Raw genomic sequence first — 25,967 nt, forward strand, 5'->3', positions numbered from 1 at the left:
CTTGCGCTATCGTGACAACCTTCGATTTGCTTTCCGGATTGACGATATGAATGTGGTTTCTGCCTGGCTGCGGATCCCCTTCTGGCAGCGGGTGGTGGGCGGCTTCGTGCTGGGCGCGCTGGCCGGCTGGGCGATGGGCCCGGCTGCCGAGACCTTTTTTGGCCCGCTGGGCGAGCTCTACGTCACCTTGATCAAGATGATCGCGGTGCCGCTGGTGTTCTTCGCGGTGATCAATGCGATCGGCTCGCTGCATGGGCAGAAATCTGTTGCGGCGCTGAGCGGCCGCACCTTCCTGTGGTTTGTCATCACCGCCGCGTTTGCGGTGGGCATTGGCCTGCTGGTCGGCACGGTGATGCAGCCGGGTACCGGCGGGCTCAAGCTGGCGGTGGATTCGGCCTATACCCCGCGTGACGTGCCATCCATCGCCAAGGTGCTGATGGATGTGGTGCCGTCCAATGTGTTCTATGCGCTGGCTGGCATCGGCACCAAGGCCAATGCGGCCGGTGAGCAGGTGCTGGCCGCTGGCCGCGGCTCGATCCTGCCGGTGATCTTCTTCGCCGGCCTGCTGGGCTTTGCGATGGTAAAGCTGGGCGAGAAGGTCAACGAGGCGCGCAAGCTGGTTGGCCAGATGAGCGAGATCATGATCCAGGTGACCCGCTTCGTGCTGGAGATGACGCCGCTGGGTACCTTCGGCCTGATCGCCGGGCTGGTGGGCAGCTATGGTTTCGAGAAGCTGCTGCCGCTGGGCAATTTCGTGCTGGCGCTGTATGTGGCCTGCGCGCTGCATATCGTGGTGGTCTACAGCGGCTTGTTGCTGGTGCATGGGCTCAACCCGTGGAAGTTCTTCCGCGGTGCGGCGCCGGGCATGCAGGTGGCATTTGTGGCCTCGTCGAGCTTCGCCGCGATGCCGGTGGCGATGCGTTCGATCAGTGACAACCTTGGCGTGAACAAGGACTACGCATCGTTCGCGGTGCCCTTGGGCGCCAGCATCAAGATGGACGGCTGCGGCGCGATCTATCCGGCGCTGTGTGCGGTGTTCATCGCGCAATACACCGGTGTGCCGTTGACGCCCGAGCAGTATGTGATCGTGTTGATCGCCTCGGTGCTGGGCAGCTTTGGTACCGCTGGCGTGCCAGGCACGGCGGTGGTGATGGCCACGGTGGTGTTGAGCGCGGCCAATCTGCCGTTGGAGGCGATTGGCTACCTGTACGCGATCGACCGCATCCTCGACATGATGCGCACCATGACCAACGTCACCGGGCAGATGGTGGTGCCGGTGATCGTGGCCAAGGAAACAGGGCTGCTCGACCAGCAGGTTTACGACGCAGCCGGCACCCCGGCGATGGGCGGTGGAGCCAGTGGCCGCCATCTGGAGTGAGCCGCAGTTGGCTGCGGCATCCGGGTGAAAGGCCAGTAGTGCGTTGATGTTGATCCCTTGAATACTCGAGCTGTGCGAAATCCGGTGCCAGGACTCTGGCATCGGATTTTTTTGCCTATCCCTTCGCGCCTCCTTTGCCTGCGGCAGCTGTGTAGGAGCGGCGTCAGCCGCGAAGCTGGTGCATCGTCAGATGACATGCATGCAAGGGTTGCAGCGCTGTCGGCTTCGCGGCTGACGCCGCTCCTACAGGGGCTGCCTCGCGCCACTCCTTGGTTCCCACAGGCGAATGCCCGTGCGGCTGTAGCAGGTGTAACAACTGTCTGTAACAGCGCTGATACACCGGCGTGAAAGCCGCGTCCGGCTTGGGTCCTGGGAGTTTCAGCAGGCGGCCATACGTCGTATTTGAAATCCGACCGGCTGTGACAGGGATACACCTGTAACCCTTGTTGCAGAACACAACCTACTGTTTCCACAGGAAAATAACGCTTGGCACGGTTGCTGCTCCTTCACTCGCGTTGTTACGAGTGGACGACGCAATGGACAGCTGCAACCTACATCGTTATGCCGCCCTGATCGGCGTGTTGCTGATCGGCGCCGCCGCCAGCCAGGGCGCCTTGGCCTCTGGCGCGCGTCAGGGCGTAAAGGCGCAGCCGGGCGAGATCGTATTGCTGCGCGACGTCTCTACCCGTCCGGCCTATCGTCCGGCACCGCCGGGCATGGCCTTGATTGCGGATCCGTCGCCGCGCAAGGAGCTGGGCACGGCGTTGGGTGCCGGCGGCATGAGTGAACTCAGCGACGACGACTACGCGTCGATGGGCTCGGGTATGGCAGACGGCCTGGCAAGCGGTCACGGCCAGACCACGGTGGAGCGGGTGACCAGCGGTGTGGTCGGCGGCACCCTGGGACGGGTTGTGGGTGACGGCGGCATGCTGTCCGGCAACCAGATGTCACGCGCCATCGGCGGCCCGATGGGCGCCGTGGGCGGGGCCACACGCGGTATCGGTGATCAGGTGCGTGGCGCATTGGCGCAGTTCCCGCTGGGCCAGCCAGCCGGGCCGGGTGGCAAGTGAACACCGCCTTCCTCCGTCTGTCGGGCGCAGTGCTGGCACTGCTGCTGGTCGGCGCGGCGCAGGCGCAATCGCGCCCCGACAGTTACATCGGCATGTTGTCTTACCTGTCTGCGGACAGCCGCATCGACGGCAATGCGCTGGCTGGCGCCGATGGCTCGATCAAGGTCAACCAGGCCGCCGGTGAGCTCAATCTGCAGGCCAACCTGCACAGCATGGCCAATGGCAACCAGGCAGCGTCAAGCGTACGCAGCCTGCAGCAGCGGCAAGCCAATCTCTACAACACACCGATGCAGGCTTCGGCCGTGGTCGGTGGCAATGCGCTGGCCGGGGCCAGCGGCATCGCTTCAATCAATCAGGCCAGTGGCGGCGGCAATGCGGAGCTGAACTCCGTCAACGCGACGCTGGCTGCACAGGGCATACGCGAGGCAAGTGATGAAGCAATGACTTCATCCGAAGTGCTCGCGTCGGCGGGGGGGCAGTCCATCGTCACCGACCCGCGTGCTACCCGACGGGTAGGCGTGGAGGAATCCGCGTTGCGCGGATTTGACGGCGTACTGCAACTCAATCAGATCGCGGGATCAGGCAATGCAACGGAGAACAGATTCAGCATCTCCGTGCAGGGCACCCCGTGAGCACAGCTCCATCCACCCGATGCATCAGAAAACCTGAAGAGGGCACCATGAAAGCGATCAAATGGAATGTACTCGCCATGGCGGTTACCGCATTCACCATGAGTGCGGCGGCCAGTGCGGCGGACGATCAGAACGCGAGCGCGACCATCAATCACCTGCACAATGTGGTTGAGACGCGCACGAACACCAACACAAATACGAACACCAATACCAACGTAAATACCGATGTAAACACCGCGATCGATACCGACATCGATCTGAAGTTGGATGCCGCTGCCAGACTGCGCTACAACGATACGCGCAACAACACTGACACCCGCACCAATACCGAAACCACCAGCAATACCGACACCCGCAGCAACACCGAGACGACCAACACCTGGTCCAACGATGTCACCGAGAACGTACAGAAGACCTCGAACATCTCCGCCGACGAACGCAAGGAAAAGAACAACCACGGCGTTGATGTGAACATCGAGAAGGACATCCGTCTGAGCTCGGACGTGAACTTCTCCGGCGACCCGACCATCACCGGCAACATCGATCTGGATTCGGCCGCGATTGCCATCATTGACAACCGCCAGTCGATCTCCGGCAACCATGCCCGCAACGGGTTGCTGGAAAACACCGCTTCGATCGGCGATGACGTTGCCTCCGATGCCTCGGGCAACCTGGGCTTCAACGTGGCTGCCGGTGACAACAACGCACAGGACAATGCCGCTGCGCTGTCCGCTGCCGATGCGTCCTTCAGCTTTGGCATGGCTGACGCCGAAGTGTTCGTGAACCAGGCTGGCACCAACAACATGACCTGGAACCATGGCGTGACCAACGATGCTGGCATCAGCGGCAACGCGTTCTCCGGTGCAGCCGGCAACATCGGCGTCAACGTGACCTCGGGTAACAACAACGAGCAGAAGAACGCTCTAGCTGCCTCGGTTGCCACCAGCGCCTATGCCACCTCGACCATCAGCTCGAACCAGACCTCGAGCGGCAACCGCGTCGAGAACAACGGCTACTACGACCGCATGGTCAGCACCGTCAACGTGAACCTGAGCGGCAAGGTGACGGGTACCACCAGCGGCTCGGGCACCGGCGAGTACACCGGCACCGGCAATTCCTATCAGAAGTCCAATTTCTACGTGGACAACTGGTCGGGCGATACGCATCCGGCGGGCGACCAGACCGGTCACTCGGATTGGGACAACCAGACCCAGGGTGCCGTGGCCAACCCGAACAGGCCGGGTGTGGGTGGCATGGCATGGGATACCGATGAGAAGGGCACCAGCAAGTTCAGCGAGATGGGAACTGCTGATCTGACGGCCAGCCTGAGTGGCCAGGTGAGCACCGTCAACTGGGTGGCGGTCAATGCGACCAATACCGCCAGTCTGTCGGGCTCGGCGTTCTCCAATGCCTCCGGCAACATCGGTGTGAACGTGTCCTCCGGTACCGGCAACCTGCAGGCCAACAGCCTTGCGCTGGCGGTTGCGCAGCCCTCGACCGGCGGTGGCACTCCGCCGGGCAACCCGGGTGGTGAATAACCGGAAGCGTCATCCAATCGGATGACGCACCGGCTTCGCGCAACAAGCCCGGCCATCCGCCAATGGCCGGGTTCCGGGAGCCCCCATTCCTTTCCCCCGGGAGGGGGGCTCCCACCTTCCTATACGCTGGAGGCGCCGTGTTTATGTTCCGTTGCTTGCTGCTGACCTGTGCGTTGTCGGTGTCCCCTGGCCTGCTGCATGCGGGCGAGGTGGCATTCAACGGCGTGCTGCCCAATGGGGCCCTGTACAGCGGCAAGATCGAGAGCATGAAAGAACGGCGTTTCCGCAACCTGGTGCGGCAGCAGACCGATTACAGCTGCGGCGCCGCGGCCTTGGCCACGATCCTCAAGCATGCCTACCACTTGAATACCGATGAGGCGACGGTGATCGAGGGAATGATGGGGGTGGCCGATCCGGAGTTGGTGAAACAACGCGGATTCTCATTGCTGGACATCAAGCGTTACGTGGAATCGCTGGGCATGCGCGGGCGCGGCTACCGGATTGATGAAGACCGCTTGGCGAACCTTCGGGTCCCCGGCCTGGTGTTGATGGATGTGCGTGGGTTCCGCCACTTCGTCGTGCTCAAGCAGGTGCGTGATGGCGTGGCCGAGATTGCCGACCCCATCCTCGGCAACCGCGTGGTGCCGATGGCCGAGTTCCTGCAGTCCTGGCCCTCGCGCGCGGTGTTCGTGGTGATAGGCAGCGATTTCGACCGCAATACCGTGCTGCTGCAACCTGCTGAAAGACCGAGTGCGCGCGCGCTGTATGCACGTCAAGGGCGCGGCCCCATTACCGATGCGGAGCTGGTCGATTTCGGTTTTACCCATGCCGACCTGTTCTGAAGGAGTGTTGTGATGAACATGATCAAGTTCGCCCTGCTGGCTTTGGCGCTGAGTGCCGCGCTGCCAGTGCACGGTGCGGAAAATCCAAGCAAGCCTGGCAAGGGCCTGCATGAAATACCCGATCCGGAATTGAACCTTATGCGCGGCCGTTACACCGTAGGGGGTAACGCAGTGGCATGGTTCGGAGTAACCATGGTGTCGACCTGGCAGACCGGCACCGGCCAGAACCTGCAGGGCACCATGACCCTGGGCATGGATTTCACCAAGGGCAACACGCCCAAGGTCAGCTTCACCCCCAGCGTCAACATCACCGCCGCCAATGCGCCGCTACCGGATGTGACAGGGCGCAGTATTGATGGCAGCGGCTTGAACAATGTGAGTGGTGTCAGCCAGAGCGTGCAGGTCGCCGGCGACAGCAACCGCGCCAGCAACGTGATGCATTTGAACGTACGCAACGACGGCGTGGTGCCGACCGGCACCGGTACGGTTGCCGGCGATGCCAGCGCGCAGTCCGGCAATGCCAGTGCGGTGGCCAGCTTCGACGGCAATGCCGCGCGGCTGCAGTTGAACATCGAAGGTCAGGGCGCGGTGCAGCAATGGCTGCGCAGCGGCAGCGTTGGCCAGAGCATCCAGCTGACCAGCGATGGGCAGGTGGTGAACAACCGGTTGCAGATTGATCTGGTGCGGCAGTCGCTGGGGGGCAATCTGCCGCTTGCACAGAACGTGGCACAGGCCATCACGCTCAATCGGGGGATTGGCGGGGTCGGCGGGCAGTGAGCCCCGTGCCTGGCACGGGATTTTGCAGGTACAACGTAGAGGACGGCAGCAATGAAACGACTGGCGATGGCGGCGCTGGTGAGTCTGACTGTGGCTTCACCCAAGGTGTTGGCACAGGAGGCGACAACCGGCAGTAGCGATGAGGCGGATGTACGGGCATTGGTTTCGCAGCTGGAGGCGTTGAAGGCCAGCTATGCACAGGAGGTGCGGCGTTTGCGCGAACTGGACATGCAGGTGCAGGCGATCCAGGCGCGGGTAAGCGGCAAGACTGCGCAGATGCCTGCCGCGCAGCCGCCCACGGCAATGGCTGCAGGACCTCAAGCGCCCGCAGTACCGGCCGCAGCTACGGCTGCCGCCGCGACGCCGCCGGCCGAAGGTTATGCCAGCAGCGCGACCGAGGCGCAGCAGGCCAAGGAAGCGGCGCGACGTAGTGTGGATGACGTCAAGCAACAGCAGTCGGCCTTGTTCAACCAGCGCCTGACGCTGGAAAACAGCGTCACCTACGCACGCTACGACCGCAAACAACTCACCCTCAATGGTTTCCTGGCGCTGGATGCGATCTTCCTGGGCAACATCGCCATCGAGAACGTCGAGTCCGATTCGCTCACCTACAACTTTGCCGCGCGCTGGGGCCTCAATCCGCGTTTGACCTTGAACCTGGACGTGCCTTACATCGCCCGCAAGACCATCTATCAGAAAGGCGGTGCTGGCGGCTCGGCGGCGGCGATCGCGCAGGAGGAGACCCATGGCACCGGCATCGGCGATGTGACCGTCAGCGCCAACTACAAGCTGTTCGGCGAACGCGGCTGGCGCCCGGAAACAGTGCTGACCGGTGCGGTGACCGCACCGACCGGGCGTGAACCCTATGGCCTGGACTGGAAGGTGATCGAACGCGATGACGATGACTTCATCCGCTTCGCGGTGCCGGCCAAGCAGCCCACCGGCAATGGTTTGTGGCAGGCCAATATCGGTCTGTCGGCGGTCAAGAGCGCCGATCCCGCGATCCTGTTCGGCAACATCGGCTACGTGCGTTCGTTCAAGCGCAGCTTCAACGACATCGATGCCAACCCTGACACGGTCAATCCGGGCGAAGTGGTGCTGGGCGATTCGTATTACTTCGGCGCCGGCATTGCGTTTGCTTTCAACGAACGCACCAGCCTGAGCATTTCCTTCAGTGACCGCATGAGCGCACGTGCTTCCACCCGCTACAAGAACGGCAAATGGATGAAGGTCATCGGCAGCGATGGCAACGCCGGCACGCTCAATCTGGGTGTGACCTATGCACTGACCTCCAAGGCCACCTTCGTCAGCATGCTGGGAATCGGGCTGACACCGGATGCGCCGGATTTCAGCCTGGCGTTCAAGGTGCCTTACATGCTCTGAGCGTGCCGGCCAAGGCGGAACAACGCCGAAGCGCTGCGTCGAGCAATCAACGCAGCGCCTCCAGTTCCAGCTGGTGTTTGCGGCACATGCGGTAGATGGTGACCCGCGACACCTTCATCAGGCGCGCGCAGGCGCTGATGTTGTACTGGCTTTGCTGCAGGCAGGACAGCAGGGTTTCGCGTTCGGCATGACTGCGTGCCTTGCTCAACTGCGCGCCATCGCTGGGCAGGTTGAGTTCCAGATCGGTGCTGCTGATCAACTCGCCTTCGGCGGTGATGGCGGCGCGCTGCACCCGGTTGAGCAGTTCGCGCACATTGCCCGGCCACGGAAAGCGTTCCATCGCCTGGCGCGCCTCGAGCGTGTAACCGCGTGCGCGGGTGGGGTGGCGCATGCGGAAGTTGCGCAGGAATTGCCGCGAAAGCAGTTCGATATCGCCATCACGCTTGCGCAGCGGTGGCATTGCCAGGCGCAGGACGTTCAACCGGTAATAAAGGTCGCGGCGGAACCGGCCTTCTTCCACCGCCCGCTCCAGGTCGACGTGGGTGGCGGCAAGGATGCGCACGTCCACCGCAACCGGCTGGTTGCTGCCGACCCGCTCGATGGTGCCTTCCTGCAGCACCCGCAGCAGGCTGGTCTGCGCGTCCAGCGGCAGGTCGCCAATCTCATCAAGGAACACGCTGCCGGTGTGTGCGGTTTCAAACAGGCCCAGCCGGCGGCTGGTGGCGCCGGTGAACGCGCCGCGCTCATGGCCGAACAGTTCGGACTGGATCAGGGTCGAAGGAATGGCGCCGCAGTTGATGGCCTGGAAAGGTTTGCCGCTGCGCGCCGACAGCCGGTGCAGGGCATGCGCCGCGACCTCCTTGCCGGTACCGGTTTCGCCGGTGATCAGGACCGGTAGATCGACCGGTGCGTACTTGCGCAGTGTTGCCCGCATCACCAGCATCACCTCGCTCTCGCCGAGCAGGGTGTCCAGTACGTCTTCGCTGGCCGCGCGTGGTACCTCGTTGCTGAGCCCGTGCAGGCCGCGCAGCAGTTCCTTCAGGTCCAGCGGGTGGGCAAAGTGTTGGCTGCAGGCGGCCAGCAACGGATGCCGTGACGTCGTTTCGCTGCTGCTGGCGGCCGGGGTGATCGCAAACAACGGCATGTGCTGGTGCGCGGCGGTCAGCTCGCCGATGCGCTCCAGTTCGCTGTCCGAGCTGGTGCGGAAATCGATCAGGCCAACCACCATGTCGCCGCCGCGCATGCCGATGTCGGCCGGTTGTTGGGGCAGCACCGTACGTACCTGCCAGCCGTCCGCGGCCAGCATCACCTTCTCTCTTGCCCCGGGATTTCCAAACCAGATCACACAATGCGTACTTGACATTTGTGCCGCCGCCATGGCTGGTTGCCTTCTGATCCGCGGCCAACGATATACCTGTGATTCACGCGTGCGCAATCGTATTCGGCACTTTAATTGGGCGCGGTCACCGGGGTTCGCATTAATGTTTGTGCAGGAAAAGTTACGCCCGGGCTTGGCTGTGGCAGTAAGCGGCGGGCAATAAAAAAGCCGCGACCCGAAGGTCGCGGCTCAGCAGGTAGGTGCCAGCAGGGCGCTTACAGCGCCATGCGACGGGCCTGCATGAACTTGTCACCCCAATAGCCGGTCATCAGGGAGTCGGTGCGGACATCCTTGCCGGTGCTGGGTGCGTGCAGGAAGCGGCCTTCGCCGACATAGATGCCGACGTGGTCGACGCGGCCCTTGCGGCCGAAGAACACCAGATCGCCGGCGGCCAGCGCCGAGCGGTCGTTGATCAGTTCGGCATTGGCCTGGCTGGCCATTTCGCGCGAAACGCGCGGCAGCTCGACGCCCAGGGCAGTACGGAACACGTAACCAACCAGGCCGCTGCAGTCAAAGCCGGCATCCGGCGAGGTGCCGCCCCAGCGGTACGGGGTGCCCAGCAGGGTCATGGCGCGGCGCAGGATGGACTGCACCTTGCCGTCGGAATCGTTGGCCAATGCCGCTTCGGTGGCGGCCGAGATGCCCTTGGAGGCGTCGTAGGCGGAAATCAGCCGGCTCAGGTCGCCAGCAAACATCGCCGAACGGTCCATCAGCGGAATGGTGTCGCTGGCTGCAAGGTGCGGCAGCAATGCAGCGAGTGTGGCGGTGGCAGCGCTGTCGGCCTTGCTGCGGGGAGCTTCAGTCTTGGCCGCAGCGGGCTTGGCAGCTGCGGTGGTGTCGGCGCTCTGAGCGAAGGCGGGCAGGCTGGCCAGAGCCAGTGCCGCGGCGCAGATCAGGCGGCGGAGGGTGAGCGGGGAAATCTTCGGCTGGCTCGGATGGGACGTGTTGTCAGTCGTCACGCGGCAGTCACTAGAAAAAGTCGATGGGGGATGATGCCCTGCGAAACGTGTTGATAAGTACAATTTTCGTTAAGAAATTGTTATTTTTCGTGACCAATGGCTCGTTTTAGCGCAGTACGCGCTTCGCTCCGGTGTAATGATCGCGCCAATAGGCGGCATCCAGATGGTCCAGACGGACCGTGCCGCCGGTGCTGGGTGCATGCACAAAGCGGCCTTCGCCGACGTAGATGCCAACGTGCCAGACGTTGCCTTTGTCGCCGAAGAACACCAGGTCACCGGCGGTCAGGCGGTCCGGGGCGATCTTCGGGCCCTGGATTGCGGCCAGCTCGCGCGAGGTGCGGGGCAGGTTCAGCGCCAGCATGTCGCGGTAGACGTAAGTCACCAACCCGCTGCAGTCGAATCCCGATTCCGGCGTATTGCCCCCATAGCGGTAAGGCGTGCCGACCAGCCCCAGCGCCCGCATCAACACCGACGCTGCCGCAGCGGGGTCGGCCGGTGCCACCGGCGAGTAATTACGGGCCGGCGCGGGTGCGGCCGCCCGCTTGGGCGGGGTGTGGCCGCAGGCGGCAAGCAGGGCGGCGGACAGCAGCGTGACCGGCAGGCGCCACGAGCGGAAGCGGAAAACTGGCGTGATGTGCATGGAGCCCGGATAATGCGCCACCTAAGAAGGCCGTCATCATGGCGGCGTCCCCGGCGGCCGACAAGCCGTCCCAACGTCTGCCAGCGGGCAGCCATTTATCAGAGTTGCGCATGAAGATCGAAAAAGACCGCGTCGTCCGTTTCCATTACACCGTCTCCGAAGCTGGCCAGGAGCCGATCGAAAGCTCCAAGGACCGTGATCCGTTGGCCATCCTGATCGGCCACGGCAACATCATCCCGGGCCTGGAAGCGGCGATGATGGACAAGGAAGCCGGCGAGAGCTTCGGCGTGGACGTGAAGTCGACCGACGCCTACGGTGAGCGTCGCGAGGGCATGACCCAGCGCGTGCCGAAGAAGCACTTCGGCAAGACCCCGCTGATCCCGGGCACCCAGGTGATCCTGCAGACCAACTTCGGCCCGCGTGCGGTTACCGTGGAGAAGGTCGGCATGACCGTGGTCGACGTCGACCTGAACCACCCGATGGCCGGCAAGGATCTGCATTTCGACGTGGAAATCATCGAAGTGCGCGAAGCCAGCGAAGAAGAAGTGCAGCACGGCCACGTGCACGGCGACGGCGGTCACCAGCACTAAGCGCGTGCCGCAAGGCAGTGCCCAAGAACGGCCCGCCAACGCGGGCCGTTCTGCGTTGCAGGGCAAGGCGAAGCGGCGCAGCCTCCTGTAGTGCCGAGCCATGCTCGGCACTACCGCTTCGCTCCCTCCCTCCCTTTCGCGCAGCGAAGGGGAGGGTTGGGGAGGGGTGAGCGCTTGGAAGCGTTGAGGCAGTCAGAGCGTCGCGTCTTGGGGACAGCTGTGCAGCGTTGCCGGTGGCGGCATGAGGAAAGCCTCTGCCGAGCATGGCTCGGCACTACACAGGTCCGCATGCTCTAATCGCGCACCTGTCGTTGAAGGAAGTCGCCGTTGTCCTCTACCGCTTTCCAGCCCGTGGCAGCCAATGAGCGCATTGTCACCTTGGATGTGCTGCGCGGCTTTGCCCTGTTCGGCATCCTGCTGATGAACATGGAGGCCTTCAGCGGGCCCTTGGACACGTCCTTCACCGGCATCGATCCGCATTGGCAGGGCGTTGATTACTGGGCCGATGCCTTCGTCTACGTGTTCGTGCAGGGCAAGTTCTTCACGTTGTTCTCGCTGCTGTTCGGTGCCGGTTTTGCGGTGATGGCGCAGCGCGCCAGCAGTGCCGGGCGCGACTTCACCCGCTTCTATCTGCGCCGTAGTCTGGGCCTGTTGATCATCGGTGTGCTGCATGCGGTGCTGTTGTGGTCCGGCGATATCCTGGTGGCGTATGCCTTGCTGTCGTTTGCCTTGCTGGCCTTCCGCGAGGCGCCACGCAGCTGGTTGCCGGTATTGGGTACGGCGGCCTATGTCGGCGCGGCTGTTCTGATGCTGCTGCTCGGTGCATTGATGCAGTTCGCACCGGCCGATGCCGGCACTACCCAGCAGGCTGCCGCAGTTGCTGCAATCGAAGCGCAGCGCCAGGCTTACGGGCATGGCAGTTATCTGCAGGCGCTCGCGCAGCGTCTGCGCGACCTGGGCGCGTCGTTGGGCGCCTTGCTGGTGGTCGGGCCGCAGATACTGGGCATGTTCCTGATCGGGGCTTGGTTCGCGCGCAGCGGCGCCATCGCCGCGCCCGACCGCCATCAACGGTTATGGGCAGCACTGCGCTGGCTGTTGCCGGTTGGGTTGGCGGTGATGTGTTCCAGTGTCTATCTGCAGTCGTACAACCCGCCGGGTCGTTTCGATATGCGCGGTGCAAGCGCCTATGCGCTCACTGCCGTGGCCGGACTGTTGATGTGCCTGGGCTATCTGGCCTGGGGCGTGCGCTGGAGCCGCTATCTGCGGTTCCTGGCGCCCGCCGGGCGCATGGCGTTGAGCAACTACCTCGGCCAATCGCTGGTCTGCACATGGGTGTTCTATGCCTATGGCCTGGGCTGGTTCGAGCAGATGGGGCGAGCGCCGCAGCTGCTGTTTGCGGCAGGCCTGTTCGCCGCGCAGGTGGCGCTGAGCCATCTCTGGCTGCAGCGGTTCCGGTTCGGCCCGGTGGAGTGGGCATGGCGCGCGTTCACTTATATGCAATTGCCACCCCTGCGGCGTTGATCCGCGCACGCCATTGAAACGTACGGATGGAACCGCGCCGATCTGACGACGGTGCGGGCGCTGTCCGGAGCTGGGCGCCAGCGGTGGTTGATTGCGCTATCCGCGGCAGCGCTTGAGCGGCGCCGTTCATCAGCGCGGGTACGGTTGGCGCCGCTGACCAGGCATGGCATGGCAGCCGGGGCCTCGCGTTGCGAGCTCACAGATGGCTGGCGGCCGGTCATGGCATGCTGGGTGTAGGCATGAGCAGTGGAGCGGACAATTGATGGCTGATTTGATGAGCGGGCAGGCCTCTGCAATGGACCCTGCGCCGTACTGCGCGGAGCGCTTCCGATGAGTGCGCGCAATTACGACGTGGTGGTACTGGGCGGCGGTTCCGGTGGGCTGGCGGCGGCGTTCCGCGCAGCGTCCTATGGTGCCAAGGTGGCAATGCTCGAGCCTGCGCCATTGGGTGGCACCTGCGTCAATGTGGGCTGCGTGCCGAAGAAGGCGATGTGGCTGGCGGCGGACCTGGCCGAACGCATCGGTCTAGCAAGGCAGATGGGCTTCGATGTGCCTGCCGAACCGGCGCTGTCCTGGACAACCCTGCTGGAACGACGCCAGCATTACATCAGCAATATCCATGGCAGTTACCAGAGGCGGCTGGATGAAACCGGTGTGGTGCGCATCAGCAGCCGTGGGCATCTGATAGACGCGCATACCGTGCAGTGCGATGACGGCACCCAGTTCCGTGCCGAGCACCTGGTCATCGCCACCGGTGCCCATCCGCTCAAACCGGAATTGCCAGGTGCCGAGCTGGGGGGTGTCTCGGACGACTTTTTCGCGTTGCAGTCGCGGCCCGAGCGGGTTGCCCTGATTGGTGGCGGCTATATCGCGGTGGAGTTGTCCGGGGTGCTGCGGGCACTCGGCAGTGAGGTGGCCTTGCTCGTGCGTGGGCAGCGGTTGCTGGATCATTTCGATGCGGAGCTGTCCGACCAGTTGGCCGAAAACCTGCGCCTGCAGGGTGTTGAACTGCACTTTGGCTGCAAGGTGGAAGCCCTGCAGCAACAGCAGGGCCGGATCAGCGCGCAACTGCACAATGGCCCGGAGCAGGCGTTGTTCGACACTGTGTTGTTCGCCACCGGGCGCGGACCCAATACACGTGGGCTTGGCCTGGAGCAGGCGGGCGTGAAGCTGGGCGAGAAAGGCCAGATCGAGGTGGATGATTACCAGAACACTTCGGTGCCGGGTATTTATGCCGTCGGCGACGTGACCGGCCGTGTGACCTTGACCCCGGTGGCGATTGCCGCCGCGCGCAAGCTGATGGATCGCGTGCTGGGCGGTCAGCCGCAGGCACGGCTTGATTACGAGAACATTCCCAGTGTTGTGTTTGCGCATCCGCCGTTGGGCAGCGTGGGCTTGAGCGAAGAAGAGGCGAACAAACGGTTCGCCACCGTAAGCACGTACTACAGCCGGTTCCGGCCGATGCTGCAGGCCCTGGGACAAGGGGAGGTGCGCAGCCTGTTCAAGATGGTGTGCGCTGGCGAGGAGGAAAAGGTGGTTGGAATTCACCTGCTGGGTGACGCTGCGGACGAGATCCTGCAGGGGTTTGCGGTGGCCGTTAAGGCCGGCGTGACGCGCAGGCAGCTGGAGGAGACGGTGGCGATCCATCCGACTTCGGCCGAGGAAGTTGTGCTGACGCGTTGAGGGTTGCTGGTAGCAGCAACAGCAATAACAGAAGCAGAAGCACCCCTCCTCAATCCTCCCCTGCGCTGCGCGCAAGGGAGGAGGCTGATCCTGCAGTTGCGGACAATGCTTCTGCTGCCTCCCTTTGCCGAAGGCATGGGGGAGCGGAGTACTTTTGTTTTTGTTTTTTGCTTCTGCTTCTGCTTCTGCTTCTGCTTGGTCCTACCCGTCAGCCACGCCTCAACCCCGCAGCGCCCATAATGGAAGGCCATCTCTCCCGGATGCCGTAGCACCGTGACTGCTCCAACCCCGCGCGAGGCTACCGTGGCCGCGCCAACGTTACCCACCAGCTCCCGTCGCTTGTTGATCAGCGGGCTGTTGCTGGCGGGCACCGGCGCCATTGCCGCCTCCGGCAAGGCGGTGATCGTAAAGCTGGCCTACCGGCATGGCGCCGATGCCACGGCCTTGCTGGCGTTGCGGATGATGATCGCGTTTCCGTTCTTCATTGCCATGGGCATGTGGGCGGCACGCCGCGCACAGCCTTTGTCGGCGGGCGACCGCTGGCGGGTGGTGCTGCTGGGTTTCAGCGGCTACTACCTGTCCAGCTATCTTGATTTCCTCGGCCTGCAGTACATCAGCGCCACGCTGGAACGACTGATTCTCTATCTCAGCCCGACGCTGGTGGTGCTGATCGCGCTGGTAGTGCTCAAGCAGCGGCCGACCCGCACCCAAGTGGCAGCCTTGCTGGTCAGCTACCTGGGTGTTTTGCTCGCGTTCGGCCATGACATCCAGCTCGACGGCCAGCGTACGCTGATTGGTTCTGCGCTGGTGTTCGCCAGTGCGCTCAGCTACGCGGTGTATCTGTTCGGCAGTGGCCAGGCGGTGGCACGGATCGGCGCGGTACGCCTGACCGCTTATGCCAGCATGGTCGCCTGTGTGCTGTGCATCGGTCAGTACCTGCTGTTTCAGCCCTGGGACGCGCTGTGGAACTACGCGTCGCCGGTGTACTGGCTGTCGCTGCTCAATGGCACGGTATGCACGGTGCTGCCGGTGCTGGCGATCATGATCGGGGTCAAGCGCATCGGCTCCTCGTTGGCCGCGCAGGTGAGTATGCTGGGGCCGGTTTCCACGATTGTGCTCAGCGTATGGTTGCTCGACGAACCCATGGGGATTTGGCAAAGCGCCGGGACGGTGCTGGTGCTGCTCGGCGTGCTGCTGGTGGGCCGGGGCGTGGCGAAGCAGCGTTGACGCCAGAGGCCACGGCCGCTGCGGGACACACCCGCATTCTCGAGACGATCCGCGCCATCCCGCGCGGGCAGGTGCTGGGTTATGGCGAAGTGGCAGCCAAGGCCGGCCTGCCGGGCCGGGCGCGGTTGGTGGCACGCCTGCTGGGCAACAATGACGATCCCGCGCTGCCCTGGCACCGGGTGCTGCGCTCGGATGGCCGCATCGCCATGCCCGAAGGTTCGCGCGGCTGGCGCGAACAGAGCCAGCGGCTGCGGGCGGAGGGCGTGGTGGTGGAGAATGGCCGGGTGAAGCGGCCCAAACCGCCGCGCAGCCTGGACGAGGCGATCTGGGGCCCAGCCTAGCTGCTGCGGCTATCATGTAGCCAGTTCCCCCGGATGCCACCATGTTCCCGCGCCTTCCCAAAATCACCCAGACGCTGCTGATCGCCAACGTCGTGTTGTTCCTGCTGCAGCAGCTGCCGCAGACGGCGGGCATCTTCACCCAGTTGATGTTGTGGCCGCTGGGGTCGCAGCAGGTCTTCAGCGATTCACCGGGTTTCGGGCCGTGGCAGCTGTTGAGCTACGGCTTCCTGCATGGTGGCTTCGGCCATCTGTTCTTCAACATGCTTGCGCTCTTCATGTTCGGCGCGCCGCTGGAAATGACCTGGGGTGAAAAGCGCTTCCTCACCTATTACATGGTCTGCGTGGTCGGTGCCGGCCTGTGCCAGCTGCTGGTCGCGGCCCTGGCCGGTGAGTACAACCCGGTATTGGGTGCCTCGGGTGGCGTGTTCGGCCTGCTGTTGGCTTACGGCATGTTGTTCCCGAACCAGCGGGTGATGTTGTTGTTCCCGCCGATTCCGATGAAGGCACGCACGTTCGTGATTGTGTTCGGTGCGATTGAGCTGCTGCTTGGTTTCACCGGCTGGCAGCCGGGCGTGGCCCATTTCGCCCATCTGGGCGGCATGTTGTTCGGCTGGTTGCTGATCCGCTACTGGCGCGGCCAACCGCCGTTCAACAAGCGCGGCCCGCATCTGCGCCGCGTCAAATAACAAACAACGGTAGGGCCGAGCCGTGCTCGGCACTACAACAAAAAAACAAAAAGGCGCGGAATCCGCGCCTTTTTGCTTCCTTCAATACCGCCGCATCAACGCCAGATCTTGATCTGCTCGGCGTCGGTGCGCTGCATCGGCTGGCCCGGCTTGCAGCTGAAGCTGGCGCCGAATTCCGGCAGGTTGGACAGCGGTGCATTGCTGCGCCAGCGGCCCGGCGCACGCACGTCAGTGCGCAGCCGCTGCACGGCTTCGTTCGGCGACAACTGCTGTGCCCACAGGCCGGCCCAACCCTTGAAGAAGTCCTGCTTGTCGGCGGGCTTGGCATCGGCCTGGGCGGTGCTGAAGGCCTCGAAGGCGATCTCCATGCCCGACAGGTCGGCCATGTTTTCATCGCGGGTCAGCTCGCCGTTGACCTTGGCGTCCTTGACCCCGGGGAACGGATAGCTGCTGTACTGCGCGGCAATGCGGTTGCCCAGCAGGGTCCAGGCACTCTTGTCGGCCGGCGTCCACCAGCTGCGCAGTTCGCCCTTGGCATCGATCATGGCCCCCTTGACGTCGATGGCACGGCTGACTTCGTGCGCAACCAAGCCACCGAAGGCACCGAACTTCTCGGCGCTGCTGGCGTTGGCGGCAAAGATCGGGCCCTGCAGTGCAGCGGCAGTCACGATCAGGCGGTTCTGGGCGATGTCATAGGCGATGGACGGCTGCTGCGGCAGCACGTCCCAGCGGCGGTCGGCGTTGCCCTTGCCAATGCGCTTCATTTCCTGGGCGTGGCGCCAGGTGGAGGCGATCAGCATGTTGCCGCCAAAGCTGCCACGGCCCATCGGCTGCACGGTGTAGTCGAGGTCGCGCAGTGGCGTGCCGATCTCGATCTTCATGGCTGCCAGCTTGGCTTCGGCCTCGGTCTTGGCCTCGGCGCTGAGCCAGCTGCTGCGCTTGACCAAGGCGATCTGCGCTTCGCGGATCTGGTCGACCATGATGCCGGCCTGGCGGCGGGTGTCACGGTTGAGATAGGTGGCAGCGTACTCATGGCCCAGCATCGGGCCTGCGGCCACGTTGATGGCGTCGAGCACGGCTTCCGGGCGCGACGGTGCGATGGTCTGGCCACGCAGCAGGCGGCCGCGGAATTCAAATTCGGCGTCGCGGTAGGCCTTGGACAGGTACGGCGCCATCGAGTCGCCCACGCGCCAGCGCAGGTAGGCCTTCCACTGGTTGGCCGGCAGGCGGGTGACCATGCCGTTGAGTTGCTGGAACAGGGCCGGGTCGGCCAGCGACACCAGGTCGTCGTTCACGCCCTGGGCCTTGAGGAAGGCGTCCAGCTGCAGGTTGCGGTAACGGCTGTTCAGGTCCTTGGTGGAGACCGGCGCGTAGTTGTTGAACGGGTTGTTGATGTCGGCAACCGAGTGGGCGCTGCGCGCCAGTTCGGTTTCCAGCTGGATCACCAGGGCCGATTCGGCATCAAGCTGGGCGGCCGGGGTGCCGGTCAGCGCCAGGATCTGCTTCACGTAGGCGCGGTAGCGGCCCATCAGCGCGACGGTATCGGCATCGGTGCGGGTGTAGAAGGCCGGGTCGGTCAGGCCGGTGCCGCCCTGCATGAAGTAGCCGATGTGGCGGTCCAGTGCCTTCAGGTCCACGTCCGGGGCGAAGTTGAACGCCACCGGGATGCCGACCTGGTGCAGGGCCGCGATCGAGGCCGGGATGTCCTTGGCCTTCTTGATGGCGTTGATACGGGTCAGCAGCGGCGCGATCGGCTTGGAGCCATCGGCTTCAACCGCGGCTTCGTCCAGGCCGCTGGCCCAGAAATCGCCCAGCAGCTTCTGCACATTGCCCTGCGGCGCGGTCATCGCGCGATCAAGCAGCTGGCGCTGCTGGGTGCGGGCATTGTCGGCCAGGGTGCCCAGGGCACTGACAGCGCCGGTCTGCGGCACCGGGTTGGCCTTGAGCCAGTTGCCGTTGGTGGTTTCGTAGAAATCCGTACAGGCCGCGCTCACTGCCGGTGCCCGGGCCGCAGGTTTTTTGCGGGCGGCCTGTGCATCGTTGGTGGACAGTACCGTCACCAGAGAGAAGGCCAGGGCCAGGGTAAGTGGGCGAACGTTTGGCATGTGGTGCATATCCGCAGAAGGACAAAGTGGGCGGAGTTTAACAAGCTGGCAGCGGATTGGTGCCGGGGCAGGGCACGGATTTGGGTATTGCATCAAAACCTGCGGTTGTAGGAGCGGCGTAAGCCGCGAAGCCACTTCAAATGAAGCGGTCGGCGCCGTTGGGATTGCGTTGATTTCCGGCGCTTTGGGTCTGGTCAGCTTCGCGGCGTACGCCGCTCCTACAAAAACGCGGACAAAAACAAGGCCCGGCAATGCCGGGCCTTGTTCGGGTCTCACTGCGGGGCAGTGATTACCAGATGACCACCTGCTTGTCGCCAGCACGGACCATCGGCGCACCAGCCTTGCACTGGAACGCAGCGGCGAAAGTCGGCAGGTTCGACGGCGCACCCATCGCGCGGAACTGCGCTGGGGCGTGCGGATCGGTTGCCAGGCGGACCTTGGCGTTTTCAGCGGTGTACTTGGTGCGCCACACGGTGGCCCAGTTGAAGAAGAAGCGCTGGTCGCGGGTGAAACCGTCAACCTTTGCATCTTCCTTGCCGGCCGACGCCTTCTGCAGCGCGTCGTACGCCGTTGCCAGGCCGCCCAGGTCGGCGATGTTCTCGCCCAGGGTCAGCGAGCCGTTGACCTTCTGGTCGCCCACCTTGTACTCGTTGAACTGGTTGACCAGCTTACCGGTCAGGCCAGCAAAGCCCTTGGAATCGGCCGGGGTCCACCAGTTCTCGAAGTTGCCGGTCGGGCCGAAGCGACTGCCCTGGTCGTCGTAACCGTGGGTCATTTCGTGGCCGATGACGGCACCGATGCCGCCGTAGTTCAGCGCGTCGTCGGCGTTCGGATCGAAGAACGGCGGCTGCAGGATGGCGGCCGGGAACACGATCTCGTTCTGCAGCGGGTTGTAATAGGCATTGACCGTCTGCGGGGTCATGCCCCACTCGGTCTTGTCTACCGGCTGGCCGATCTTGGACAGGGCCCACTTGTAGTTGAAGGCATTGGCGGCGCGCACATTGCCCAGGTAGTCGTCATGGCTGGTGCTCAGGCCCGACCAGTCACGCCACTTGTCCGGGTAGCCGATCTTCGGGGTGAAGGTTTCCCACTTGGCGATGGCCTTGGCCTTGGTCTCATCGCTCATCCAGGCCAGGTTCTGGATGCGGTCCTTGAGGGCGGCAGCCAGGTTCTTGACCAGCTCTTCCATCTTGGCCTTGGACTCCGGCGAGAACGCGACCTTGACGTACATCTGGCCGAAGGCATCGCCGGCATCGCTTTCAATCGTGCCCAGCACCTGCTTCCAGCGAGGCTTGATTTCCTTCTGGCCGTTCAGTTCCTTGCCGTAGAACGCGTAGTTCTCCTGCACGAACTCATTGCTCAGGTACGGTGCGGCGCCGTCCACGGTGTGGAAGCGCAGGTAGGCGCGCCATGCAGCCGGGTCGGTATCGGCCAGCATCTTGCTCACTTCCTGGTGGAAGGCGGGCATGGCCAGCGAGAACTTCTCCGGCGCGGCAACACCCTGCGCCTGGAAGAACGCCGCCCAGCTGAAGTTCGGGGTCAGCTTGTCGGCATCGGCCACGGTGACCGGGTTGTAGTACAGCGAGACGTCACGCGACAGCTCGACGCTGGACTTGGAAGCCTTGGCCAGGCGGGTTTCGAACTTGATCACGTCCTCGGCCTGCTTGGCGGCGTCGGCTGCGGGCACGCCGCTCAGTTCCAGCACCTTGGCCACGTGGGCCTTGTAGGCGTTGAGCTTGTCGGCCTTGCTGGCGTCGGTGTAATACGTGGTGTCCGGCAGGCCCAAGCCGCCCTGGCTGGCGTAGGCCATGTTCATGGCCGAATTCTTGAAGTCCGCTTCCGGCCCGAAACCGAACAGGAAGTTCTCGCCCTTGGCAGCGGTGGTGCGCAGGTAATCGGCCAGCGCGGCCGTGTTCTGCAGGCCGTCGATGGCAGCCAGATCCGCCTTCAACGGGGTGATGCCCAGCGAGTTGATCTTGGCTTCGTCCATGCCGGCAGCCCAGAAGTCGCCGACGATCTTCTCGATGCCGGTGGCGTTCTTCATCGCCGCGGCCTGCTCGGCCAGCTGGTGCTGCACGGCAACCGAGCGCTCGTCGAGGATGGTGAAGGCGCCCCAGCTGGTACGGTCGGCCGGAATTTCGTTGGCATTGAGCCACTTTTCATTCACGTAACCGTTGAAATCGGTGCACGCGTCCTTGCTGGTGTCCAGGTCGGCAGCGGTGAAGGCGTTGTAGGCCGGCAGCTTGGACTCGTCCAGCTTCAGCTCATTGGCAGCGGGCGCGGCCGGGGCAGCAGCGGTGGCGGCCGGCGGGGACTGCTCTTCCTGCTTGGGGCAGCCGGTCAGCACGGCGGCGACGGCCAGCGACAGCAGGAGAATCTGGGGTTTGCGAACGATCACGGGAAAGGCCTCCGGGCCGGTTTCGAAGCATGAGTGAGGCCTCGGGAACCGGGGCCGAAGCAGGAAGATACGCCTGAAACCGATGCGACAGGGGTGTAGAAGGTAATGGGTGGCTGCCGGTGTAATCCTATGGGCGGCGATGGCTGGCCGATGCTATACAGCGGAAATGACCAAGACATCGACCAAGCAGTGGGACGCGATCCTGATCGGCGGCGGCCATAACGGGCTGGTATGTGCGGCCTATCTGGCCAAGGCCGGCAAACGGGTACTGGTGCTGGAGCGCCGTGCGGTAGTGGGCGGCGCGGCGGTGACCGAGGAATTCCACCCCGGTTTCCGGAATTCGGTGGCCTCTTATACGGTGTCACTGCTGCAGCCCAAGGTGATCGCCGAGCTCGAATTGGAGCGGCACGGCCTGCGGGTGGTGTCGCGCAAACTCAACAACTTCCTGCCATTGGGCAATGGCGAGTACCTGCTGGCAGGCGCCGGCCGCACGGCCGAGCAGGTCGCGCGTTTTTCGGCGCGCGACGCCGCCCGCCTGCCGGAGTACGAGCAGCGGCTGGAGATATTTGCCGATGTCCTGCGTGCGCAGGCTTTGCAAGCGCCCCCCAACATCAGCGGCACGAGCTGGTTGCGCGCATTGCCCGAGCTGTGGAAAGCAGGGCAGTTGGGACGGCAGCTGCAACGCCTGGATGCGGCGCTTCAACAGGAGTTGATGGACCTGTTCACCATCTCCGCCGCCGAGTACCTGGACCGCTGGTTTGAAAGCGCGCCGATCAAGGCCTTGTTCGGCTTCGATGGCATTGTTGGCAACTACGCCAGCCCGTATGCGCCCGGCACCGCCTATGTGTTGCTGCACCACGTGTTTGGCGAAAGCAACGGTGTCAAAGGCGCCTGGGGCCACGCCATCGGCGGCATGGGCGCCATCACCCAGGCGATGGCACGTGCGGCGGTTGAAGCCGGTGTTGAAATTCGCACCGATGCAGCAGTAAGCAAGGTGTTGGTGGAGCAGGGTCGGGCTGTAGGCGTCGCATTGGCGGATGGCGAGGTAGTGCGAGGCGCCGCCATCGTCGCCAACGTCAATCCGAAGCTGCTCTACGAACGACTGTTCGACCCGGCCGATGTACCGGCAGCCACGCTGGATCGCATGGCCAACTGGCGTTGTGGCTCGGGGACGTTTCGCATGAACGTGGCCTTGTCGAAGTTGCCGGAATTCACCGTGTTGCCGGGGCAGGGCGACCACCTGACAGCCGGCATCATCATCGCGCCCAGCCTGGACTACATGGACCGCGCCTATCTGGATGCCCGCCAATACGGGTGGTCACGCGAACCGGTGGTCGAGATGCTGATACCCAGCACGCTGGATGATTCACTTGCACCGCCGGGACAACACGTCGCCAGCCTGTTCTGCCAGCATGTCGCCCCGCAACTGCCGGACGGCCGCAGTTGGGACGATCACCGCGAAGAAGTGGCAGATCTGATGATCGCCACGGTCGACAAGCAAGCGCCGGGCTTTGCCGCATCGGTACTGGGCCGGCAGATCATGAGCCCGCTCGACCTTGAGCGTACCTTTGGCCTGATAGGCGGCGATATCTTCCACGGCGCGTTGAGCTTGAATCAGTTGTTCAGTGCTCGGCCGATGCTGGGACAGGCCGGCTACAAGGGAGCATTGCCCGGGCTCTATCTATGCGGCTCGGGCACGCACCCGGGCGGTGGGGTTACCGGGGCGCCTGGCCATAACGCCGCGCGGGCAATTATTGAGGGCCTTGGCAGCTAAAGCGGTCAAGGCCCCGTTATCTCAGATCAAGGATTGTTGCCGCTGTCCCCAACTTGGGGCATCTCATCACCGGCGTCGGGTTCAGGTACATCCCAAAGGGGTGTGACGGCCGGTATGCGCGTAGATTGCGGGTTTCCCGAAGCCTGCTCGACGGCGCCAACGTTTACTGTCGCAATGCGGGGATTCATCCACACCGAATCCTGCCATGCTTGGTATTTGGCCGGGTCCCAGTAGCGTTCGTCATAGAACTTCGATCCATCGATCTCGGTGCTGCCGGTGGCGGTGGGGATGATGATGCGCACGTTGCCTGTAAAGCCGGCTCTACTGCCGGTCAAACTCCTACGCTCCCTTCTGAGCTTGCTGGCAATACGCGGCAGAGCTGCGGCATCGCCGTATCTAGCATAGACCTCCTGGCCTATGGTGAGCGCGCGCGCTCGGTCCTCCTCCGAAAGCTCTGCCCAGTACTGCTCTCGCAGGCCGGCGAAACCCTCGTAGCCGCGTTCAGCTGCGAGGTCCATCCATGCATATGCCAGTGCGCGGTCGGGAGGAGTGCCCGTGCCCGTCCACAGCATTTCGGCGACCATACCTTGTGATGGCTTGTCACCATAAAAGGCAGCGTTCTGGAAGAAGCGGAATGCTTTCTCCAGGTCTCCTGCCTTGTGCTTCTCAAGTCCGAGCAGGCGGAAACGAAGATCGGGATGTCCGTTGAGAAACCCCGCTGTGATCATCAGTTGATCCTTTGTTGGATCGTCTGGCTGCGTGCCCACTGCTTGGCTGGCTGCAATCACGGGACAGCTGCTGGAGAGCGCAAGCAAAAGCAAGGTCTGGGCGAAAGTATGTTGGCGCATCATGTGTGTCCTTGTGCCATCCATGCCATGGCAACATGATCAACGGAGGAGGGTTTGCCTTGGAATGGTCGAAAGTCATTGGCATAGCAACGGGGGAAATCCCCCGTTGCTCCCTTTCACAGACGAACCTCGGATGAGGAAGTGACTTCGAGGTTACTTTGCGCTGGTAGGCTCGCCGACGTTGACCTTCCCGTCGCCGATATGGCGTTGGAAGAAGCCAAGCATCTCCGTATAGAGATTCACGCGGGCATCCTCGCCGTAGAAACCATGCATTTCACCCGACTGGATGATCATGCCTTCGGGCTTGTTGCCCGCCGCGATCAGTGCCCTGTTCATCAACTCTGTCTGTTCCGGAGGAGTACGCACATCGCGTGCACCGGCAGCGAGATAGACGGGGATTTTGACCTCGTCTGCCCGACGAGCAGGCGAGCTTTCGGCCCAAACCTTCGAGTCAGTACCATGCGTGCGGCGCAGGAAGCGCTGACCGGATTCACGCTCCGGTATGTCGCCCTTCTTGAACATCATATCGATGTCGTAGACGCCCACGTAGCCGAACGTGCACTTGAAGAGGCCCGGTTCCCTTATCGGCGCCATCAGTGATGAATAGCCGCCGAAACTACCGCCATAGATGCAGATGCGGTCCTTGTTGGCGTATCCGTTGTTGATGACCCAGTGGGTCGCGTCGAGGATGTCGTTTTGGATTCCCTGGCTCCATTGCTGGTGGCCTGCGTCCTGAAATGCCTTGCCGTAACCACCAGAGCCGCGGTAGTTGATCTGCAAGGTGGCGTACCCGCGGCTGGCAAACAGCTGCGCTTCCGGATTGAACCCCCAATTGTCGCGTGGCCCGATGGGGCCACCATGCGGATTGACGATCAGCGGCAGGTTTTTCCCGTCGCTGCCATGCGGGAGCGTCAGGTACGCATGGATGAGCTTTCCGTCGCGTGAGGTGAACGAGAATGGCTTGACCGAGGCAAGCTGGGCAGACGCCAGCTGTGGTCGTTGTTTCATGAGAAAGCGAGCTTTACCCGAATCGCGATCGAATAGGTAGAGCTCTGAGGGATTCGTGTCGCTGTAGACGTTGACGATGATCTTCTTGCCATCGGCGGTGGCATTGGAAAAATCCACCATCTGCCCTTCGAAAGCATTCGCGAGAGATGCGTAAAGTTCGGCATCCGGGTGATCCTCATTTAGGAGGGAGACCTTTGGTACACCAGCCTCGGTCACCACGCCGATGAGTGTCGTGTCGTCCGTAGACCAGATCATGTCGGAGACTTCCGCAATCGGATCCTGATGAAGGACTGTGAAGTCTCCCGTTGTAGGGTTCAGCGTTCCCACAGCAGCGGGTAAACTCCCATCATCCCGGCTCGCATAGATTGTGCCGTCCGGGGTGGAACGCAGGATGTCCAGGTGATTGCCATCCGACTTGGATGCATTGATCAGGGTCCAGTTGCCTGCATCGCGGCGGTAGAGCTCCGTGCGCTCGTCGTACTCGCCGTCTTCGCCCTTACTGGTGGAACAGATTGCGAACTGCGGCTCTTTGACAGCATCCAGCGTGATGTTGCAGTTCTCTTTCGGTGCGCGCGCCAGGCTGGTGCGGCGCCCGCTCAGTGTGTCCATTCGCACGACTTCGGTGCCTACGCCTTCTGAGGAACGCGGGCTTGTCACCTGCATGATAACGTTCTGGTCATCATTCTTCAGCGTGTCAAGCAGGCTGAAACGCTCCGAACCAACCGTCTTTCCGCGCTGCGTGGCATCACGGGTGCCGTAGAAGATAAGTGGCCTGGGCTGCGAGCCGTCTGCATTCACGGCGAACCATTCTCCGGTTGAGAAGGGTGCAGCGTAACCGCCCATTTTCTTGACGGCGTTGAACATCAGGCGTTCGGGACTGGTCCAATAGAAACTGCCAACGCTTTTCTGGTCGGGGAGCTGATTGACCTTCACGATCTTGAGGTCGGAAGTTCTTAGTACGGTGAGCACGTCCTGCTCACCACGATCCACGGTTATGGCGATGTAGCGGCCATCTGGCGATATCTTGGCCGCACCGTACGCGGAGTGCGAGACGAAGTCGCGGATGGACGGGACGACGGCCGTTGGTGCCGCGGATGCTGCCGGAATGGAAAGCGCAAGCAGAATGGCTGCTGCCAGGCATGATTTCATTGGGGATTTCCTTGTCAGATATCGGACGCTGGGTCATCAA

General features: G+C 63.1%; 21 protein-coding genes and 1 pseudogene. 15 read left to right on the forward strand and 7 right to left on the reverse strand.

The window, feature by feature from the left end; all coding sequences use genetic code 11:
* Nucleotides 1-46 precede the first annotated feature (46 nt).
* From BCV67_RS16585 to BCV67_RS16615, 7 genes are all read left to right on the forward strand, one after another.
* Nucleotides 47-1,378, forward strand: coding sequence for a dicarboxylate/amino acid:cation symporter (locus tag BCV67_RS16585; protein ID WP_062171613.1), 1,332 nt, complete (start codon nucleotides 47-49; stop codon nucleotides 1,376-1,378).
* A 536-nt stretch (nucleotides 1,379-1,914) separates the two neighbouring features.
* The gene (locus tag BCV67_RS16590; RefSeq protein WP_062168236.1) at nucleotides 1,915-2,448 is read left to right on the forward strand and encodes a hypothetical protein; all 534 of its coding nucleotides are present in this window, start codon (nucleotides 1,915-1,917) and stop codon (nucleotides 2,446-2,448) included.
* Entirely contained in the window at nucleotides 2,445-3,080 is a 636-nt protein-coding gene (locus tag BCV67_RS16595) for a hypothetical protein (protein ID WP_237334378.1), read from the forward strand. The genes BCV67_RS16590 and BCV67_RS16595 overlap by 4 nt, the downstream gene beginning before the upstream one ends.
* 47 nt (nucleotides 3,081-3,127) lie before the next feature.
* Nucleotides 3,128-4,618, forward strand: a complete 1,491-nt coding sequence (locus tag BCV67_RS16600) for a hypothetical protein (protein ID WP_062168234.1) — start codon at nucleotides 3,128-3,130, stop codon at nucleotides 4,616-4,618.
* Nucleotides 4,619-4,761: 143 nt separating this feature from the next.
* Complete coding sequence (locus BCV67_RS16605) at nucleotides 4,762-5,460, forward strand: C39 family peptidase (protein ID WP_065868152.1); 699 nt, start codon at nucleotides 4,762-4,764, stop codon at nucleotides 5,458-5,460.
* Nucleotides 5,461-5,478: 18 nt separating this feature from the next.
* Nucleotides 5,479-6,237 carry a hypothetical protein gene (locus BCV67_RS16610; protein ID WP_062171611.1) on the forward strand — a complete coding sequence of 253 codons (759 nt, stop codon included), beginning with the start codon at nucleotides 5,479-5,481 and terminating at the stop codon, nucleotides 6,235-6,237.
* A gap of 51 nt (nucleotides 6,238-6,288) precedes the next feature.
* On the forward strand, nucleotides 6,289-7,620 hold the full coding sequence (locus BCV67_RS16615; RefSeq protein WP_062168232.1) for a hypothetical protein: 1,332 nt from the start codon (nucleotides 6,289-6,291) through the stop codon (nucleotides 7,618-7,620).
* 46 nt (nucleotides 7,621-7,666) lie between these two features.
* Here the strand turns inward: BCV67_RS16615 and BCV67_RS16620 are convergent, their stop codons facing one another.
* The 3 genes from BCV67_RS16620 to BCV67_RS16630 form a co-directional block, all read right to left on the reverse strand.
* Nucleotides 7,667-8,998, reverse strand: coding sequence for a sigma-54 interaction domain-containing protein (locus tag BCV67_RS16620; RefSeq protein ID WP_062168230.1), 1,332 nt, complete (start codon nucleotides 8,996-8,998; stop codon nucleotides 7,667-7,669).
* Nucleotides 8,999-9,213: 215 nt separating this feature from the next.
* A complete protein-coding gene (locus BCV67_RS16625; protein ID WP_062168227.1) occupies nucleotides 9,214-9,957 on the reverse strand; it encodes a C40 family peptidase in 744 nt (247 codons plus the stop codon).
* 106 nt (nucleotides 9,958-10,063) lie between these two features.
* Nucleotides 10,064-10,597 carry a C40 family peptidase gene (locus tag BCV67_RS16630; protein ID WP_062168225.1) on the reverse strand — a complete coding sequence of 178 codons (534 nt, stop codon included), beginning with the start codon at nucleotides 10,595-10,597 and terminating at the stop codon, nucleotides 10,064-10,066.
* 110 nt (nucleotides 10,598-10,707) lie between these two features.
* On the opposite strand from BCV67_RS16630, the gene BCV67_RS16635 reads away from it, so the two are divergent.
* The 7 genes and pseudogenes from BCV67_RS16635 (at nucleotide 10,708) to BCV67_RS16660 (ending at nucleotide 16,645) form a co-directional block, all read left to right on the forward strand.
* Complete coding sequence (locus tag BCV67_RS16635) at nucleotides 10,708-11,187, forward strand: FKBP-type peptidyl-prolyl cis-trans isomerase (RefSeq protein WP_057627075.1); 480 nt, start codon at nucleotides 10,708-10,710, stop codon at nucleotides 11,185-11,187.
* A 327-nt stretch (nucleotides 11,188-11,514) separates the two neighbouring features.
* Nucleotides 11,515-12,708: a DUF418 domain-containing protein gene (locus tag BCV67_RS16640; protein WP_062168223.1), complete on the forward strand. Its 1,194-nt coding sequence runs from the start codon at nucleotides 11,515-11,517 to the stop codon at nucleotides 12,706-12,708.
* Nucleotides 12,709-12,905: 197 nt separating this feature from the next.
* Nucleotides 12,906-13,042: pseudogene (locus BCV67_RS20580) on the forward strand (amino acid dehydrogenase); the annotation flags it as partial.
* Complete coding sequence (gene gorA / locus BCV67_RS16645; RefSeq protein WP_062168221.1) at nucleotides 13,039-14,391, forward strand: glutathione-disulfide reductase; 1,353 nt, start codon at nucleotides 13,039-13,041, stop codon at nucleotides 14,389-14,391. The pseudogene BCV67_RS20580 and the gene gorA, both read left to right, overlap by 4 nt.
* Nucleotides 14,392-14,694: 303 nt before the next feature.
* The gene (locus BCV67_RS16650; protein WP_062168219.1) at nucleotides 14,695-15,618 is read left to right on the forward strand and encodes a DMT family transporter; all 924 of its coding nucleotides are present in this window, start codon (nucleotides 14,695-14,697) and stop codon (nucleotides 15,616-15,618) included.
* Nucleotides 15,615-15,959 carry an MGMT family protein gene (locus BCV67_RS16655; protein ID WP_062168216.1) on the forward strand — a complete coding sequence of 115 codons (345 nt, stop codon included), beginning with the start codon at nucleotides 15,615-15,617 and terminating at the stop codon, nucleotides 15,957-15,959. Before BCV67_RS16650 ends, BCV67_RS16655 begins: the two co-directional genes overlap by 4 nt.
* Before the next feature lie 41 nt (nucleotides 15,960-16,000).
* Nucleotides 16,001-16,645 carry a rhomboid family intramembrane serine protease gene (locus tag BCV67_RS16660; protein WP_062168214.1) on the forward strand — a complete coding sequence of 215 codons (645 nt, stop codon included), beginning with the start codon at nucleotides 16,001-16,003 and terminating at the stop codon, nucleotides 16,643-16,645.
* Between the two features lie 95 nt (nucleotides 16,646-16,740).
* On the opposite strand, the gene BCV67_RS16665 is transcribed toward BCV67_RS16660, so the two are convergent.
* Both BCV67_RS16665 and BCV67_RS16670 read right to left on the reverse strand, forming a co-directional pair.
* A complete protein-coding gene (locus BCV67_RS16665; protein ID WP_062168212.1) occupies nucleotides 16,741-18,750 on the reverse strand; it encodes a M13 family metallopeptidase in 2,010 nt (669 codons plus the stop codon).
* A gap of 289 nt (nucleotides 18,751-19,039) precedes the next feature.
* Nucleotides 19,040-21,145: a M13 family metallopeptidase gene (locus tag BCV67_RS16670; protein ID WP_172837789.1), complete on the reverse strand. Its 2,106-nt coding sequence runs from the start codon at nucleotides 21,143-21,145 to the stop codon at nucleotides 19,040-19,042.
* Nucleotides 21,146-21,314: 169 nt separating this feature from the next.
* On the opposite strand from BCV67_RS16670, the gene BCV67_RS16675 reads away from it, so the two are divergent.
* Nucleotides 21,315-22,922, forward strand: coding sequence for a phytoene desaturase family protein (locus BCV67_RS16675; RefSeq protein ID WP_156455836.1), 1,608 nt, complete (start codon nucleotides 21,315-21,317; stop codon nucleotides 22,920-22,922).
* 26 nt (nucleotides 22,923-22,948) lie between these two features.
* Here the strand turns inward: BCV67_RS16675 and BCV67_RS16680 are convergent, their stop codons facing one another.
* Nucleotides 22,949-23,773, reverse strand: a complete 825-nt coding sequence (locus BCV67_RS16680) for a tetratricopeptide repeat protein (protein WP_062168207.1) — start codon at nucleotides 23,771-23,773, stop codon at nucleotides 22,949-22,951.
* 150 nt (nucleotides 23,774-23,923) lie between these two features.
* On the reverse strand, nucleotides 23,924-25,927 hold the full coding sequence (locus BCV67_RS16685; protein ID WP_062168204.1) for an alpha/beta hydrolase family protein: 2,004 nt from the start codon (nucleotides 25,925-25,927) through the stop codon (nucleotides 23,924-23,926).
* Nucleotides 25,928-25,967 lie beyond the last annotated feature (40 nt).

Origin of the sequence: Stenotrophomonas nitritireducens (genome assembly GCF_001700965.1) — a bacterium.
GTDB lineage: Bacteria > Pseudomonadota > Gammaproteobacteria > Xanthomonadales > Xanthomonadaceae > Stenotrophomonas > Stenotrophomonas nitritireducens_A.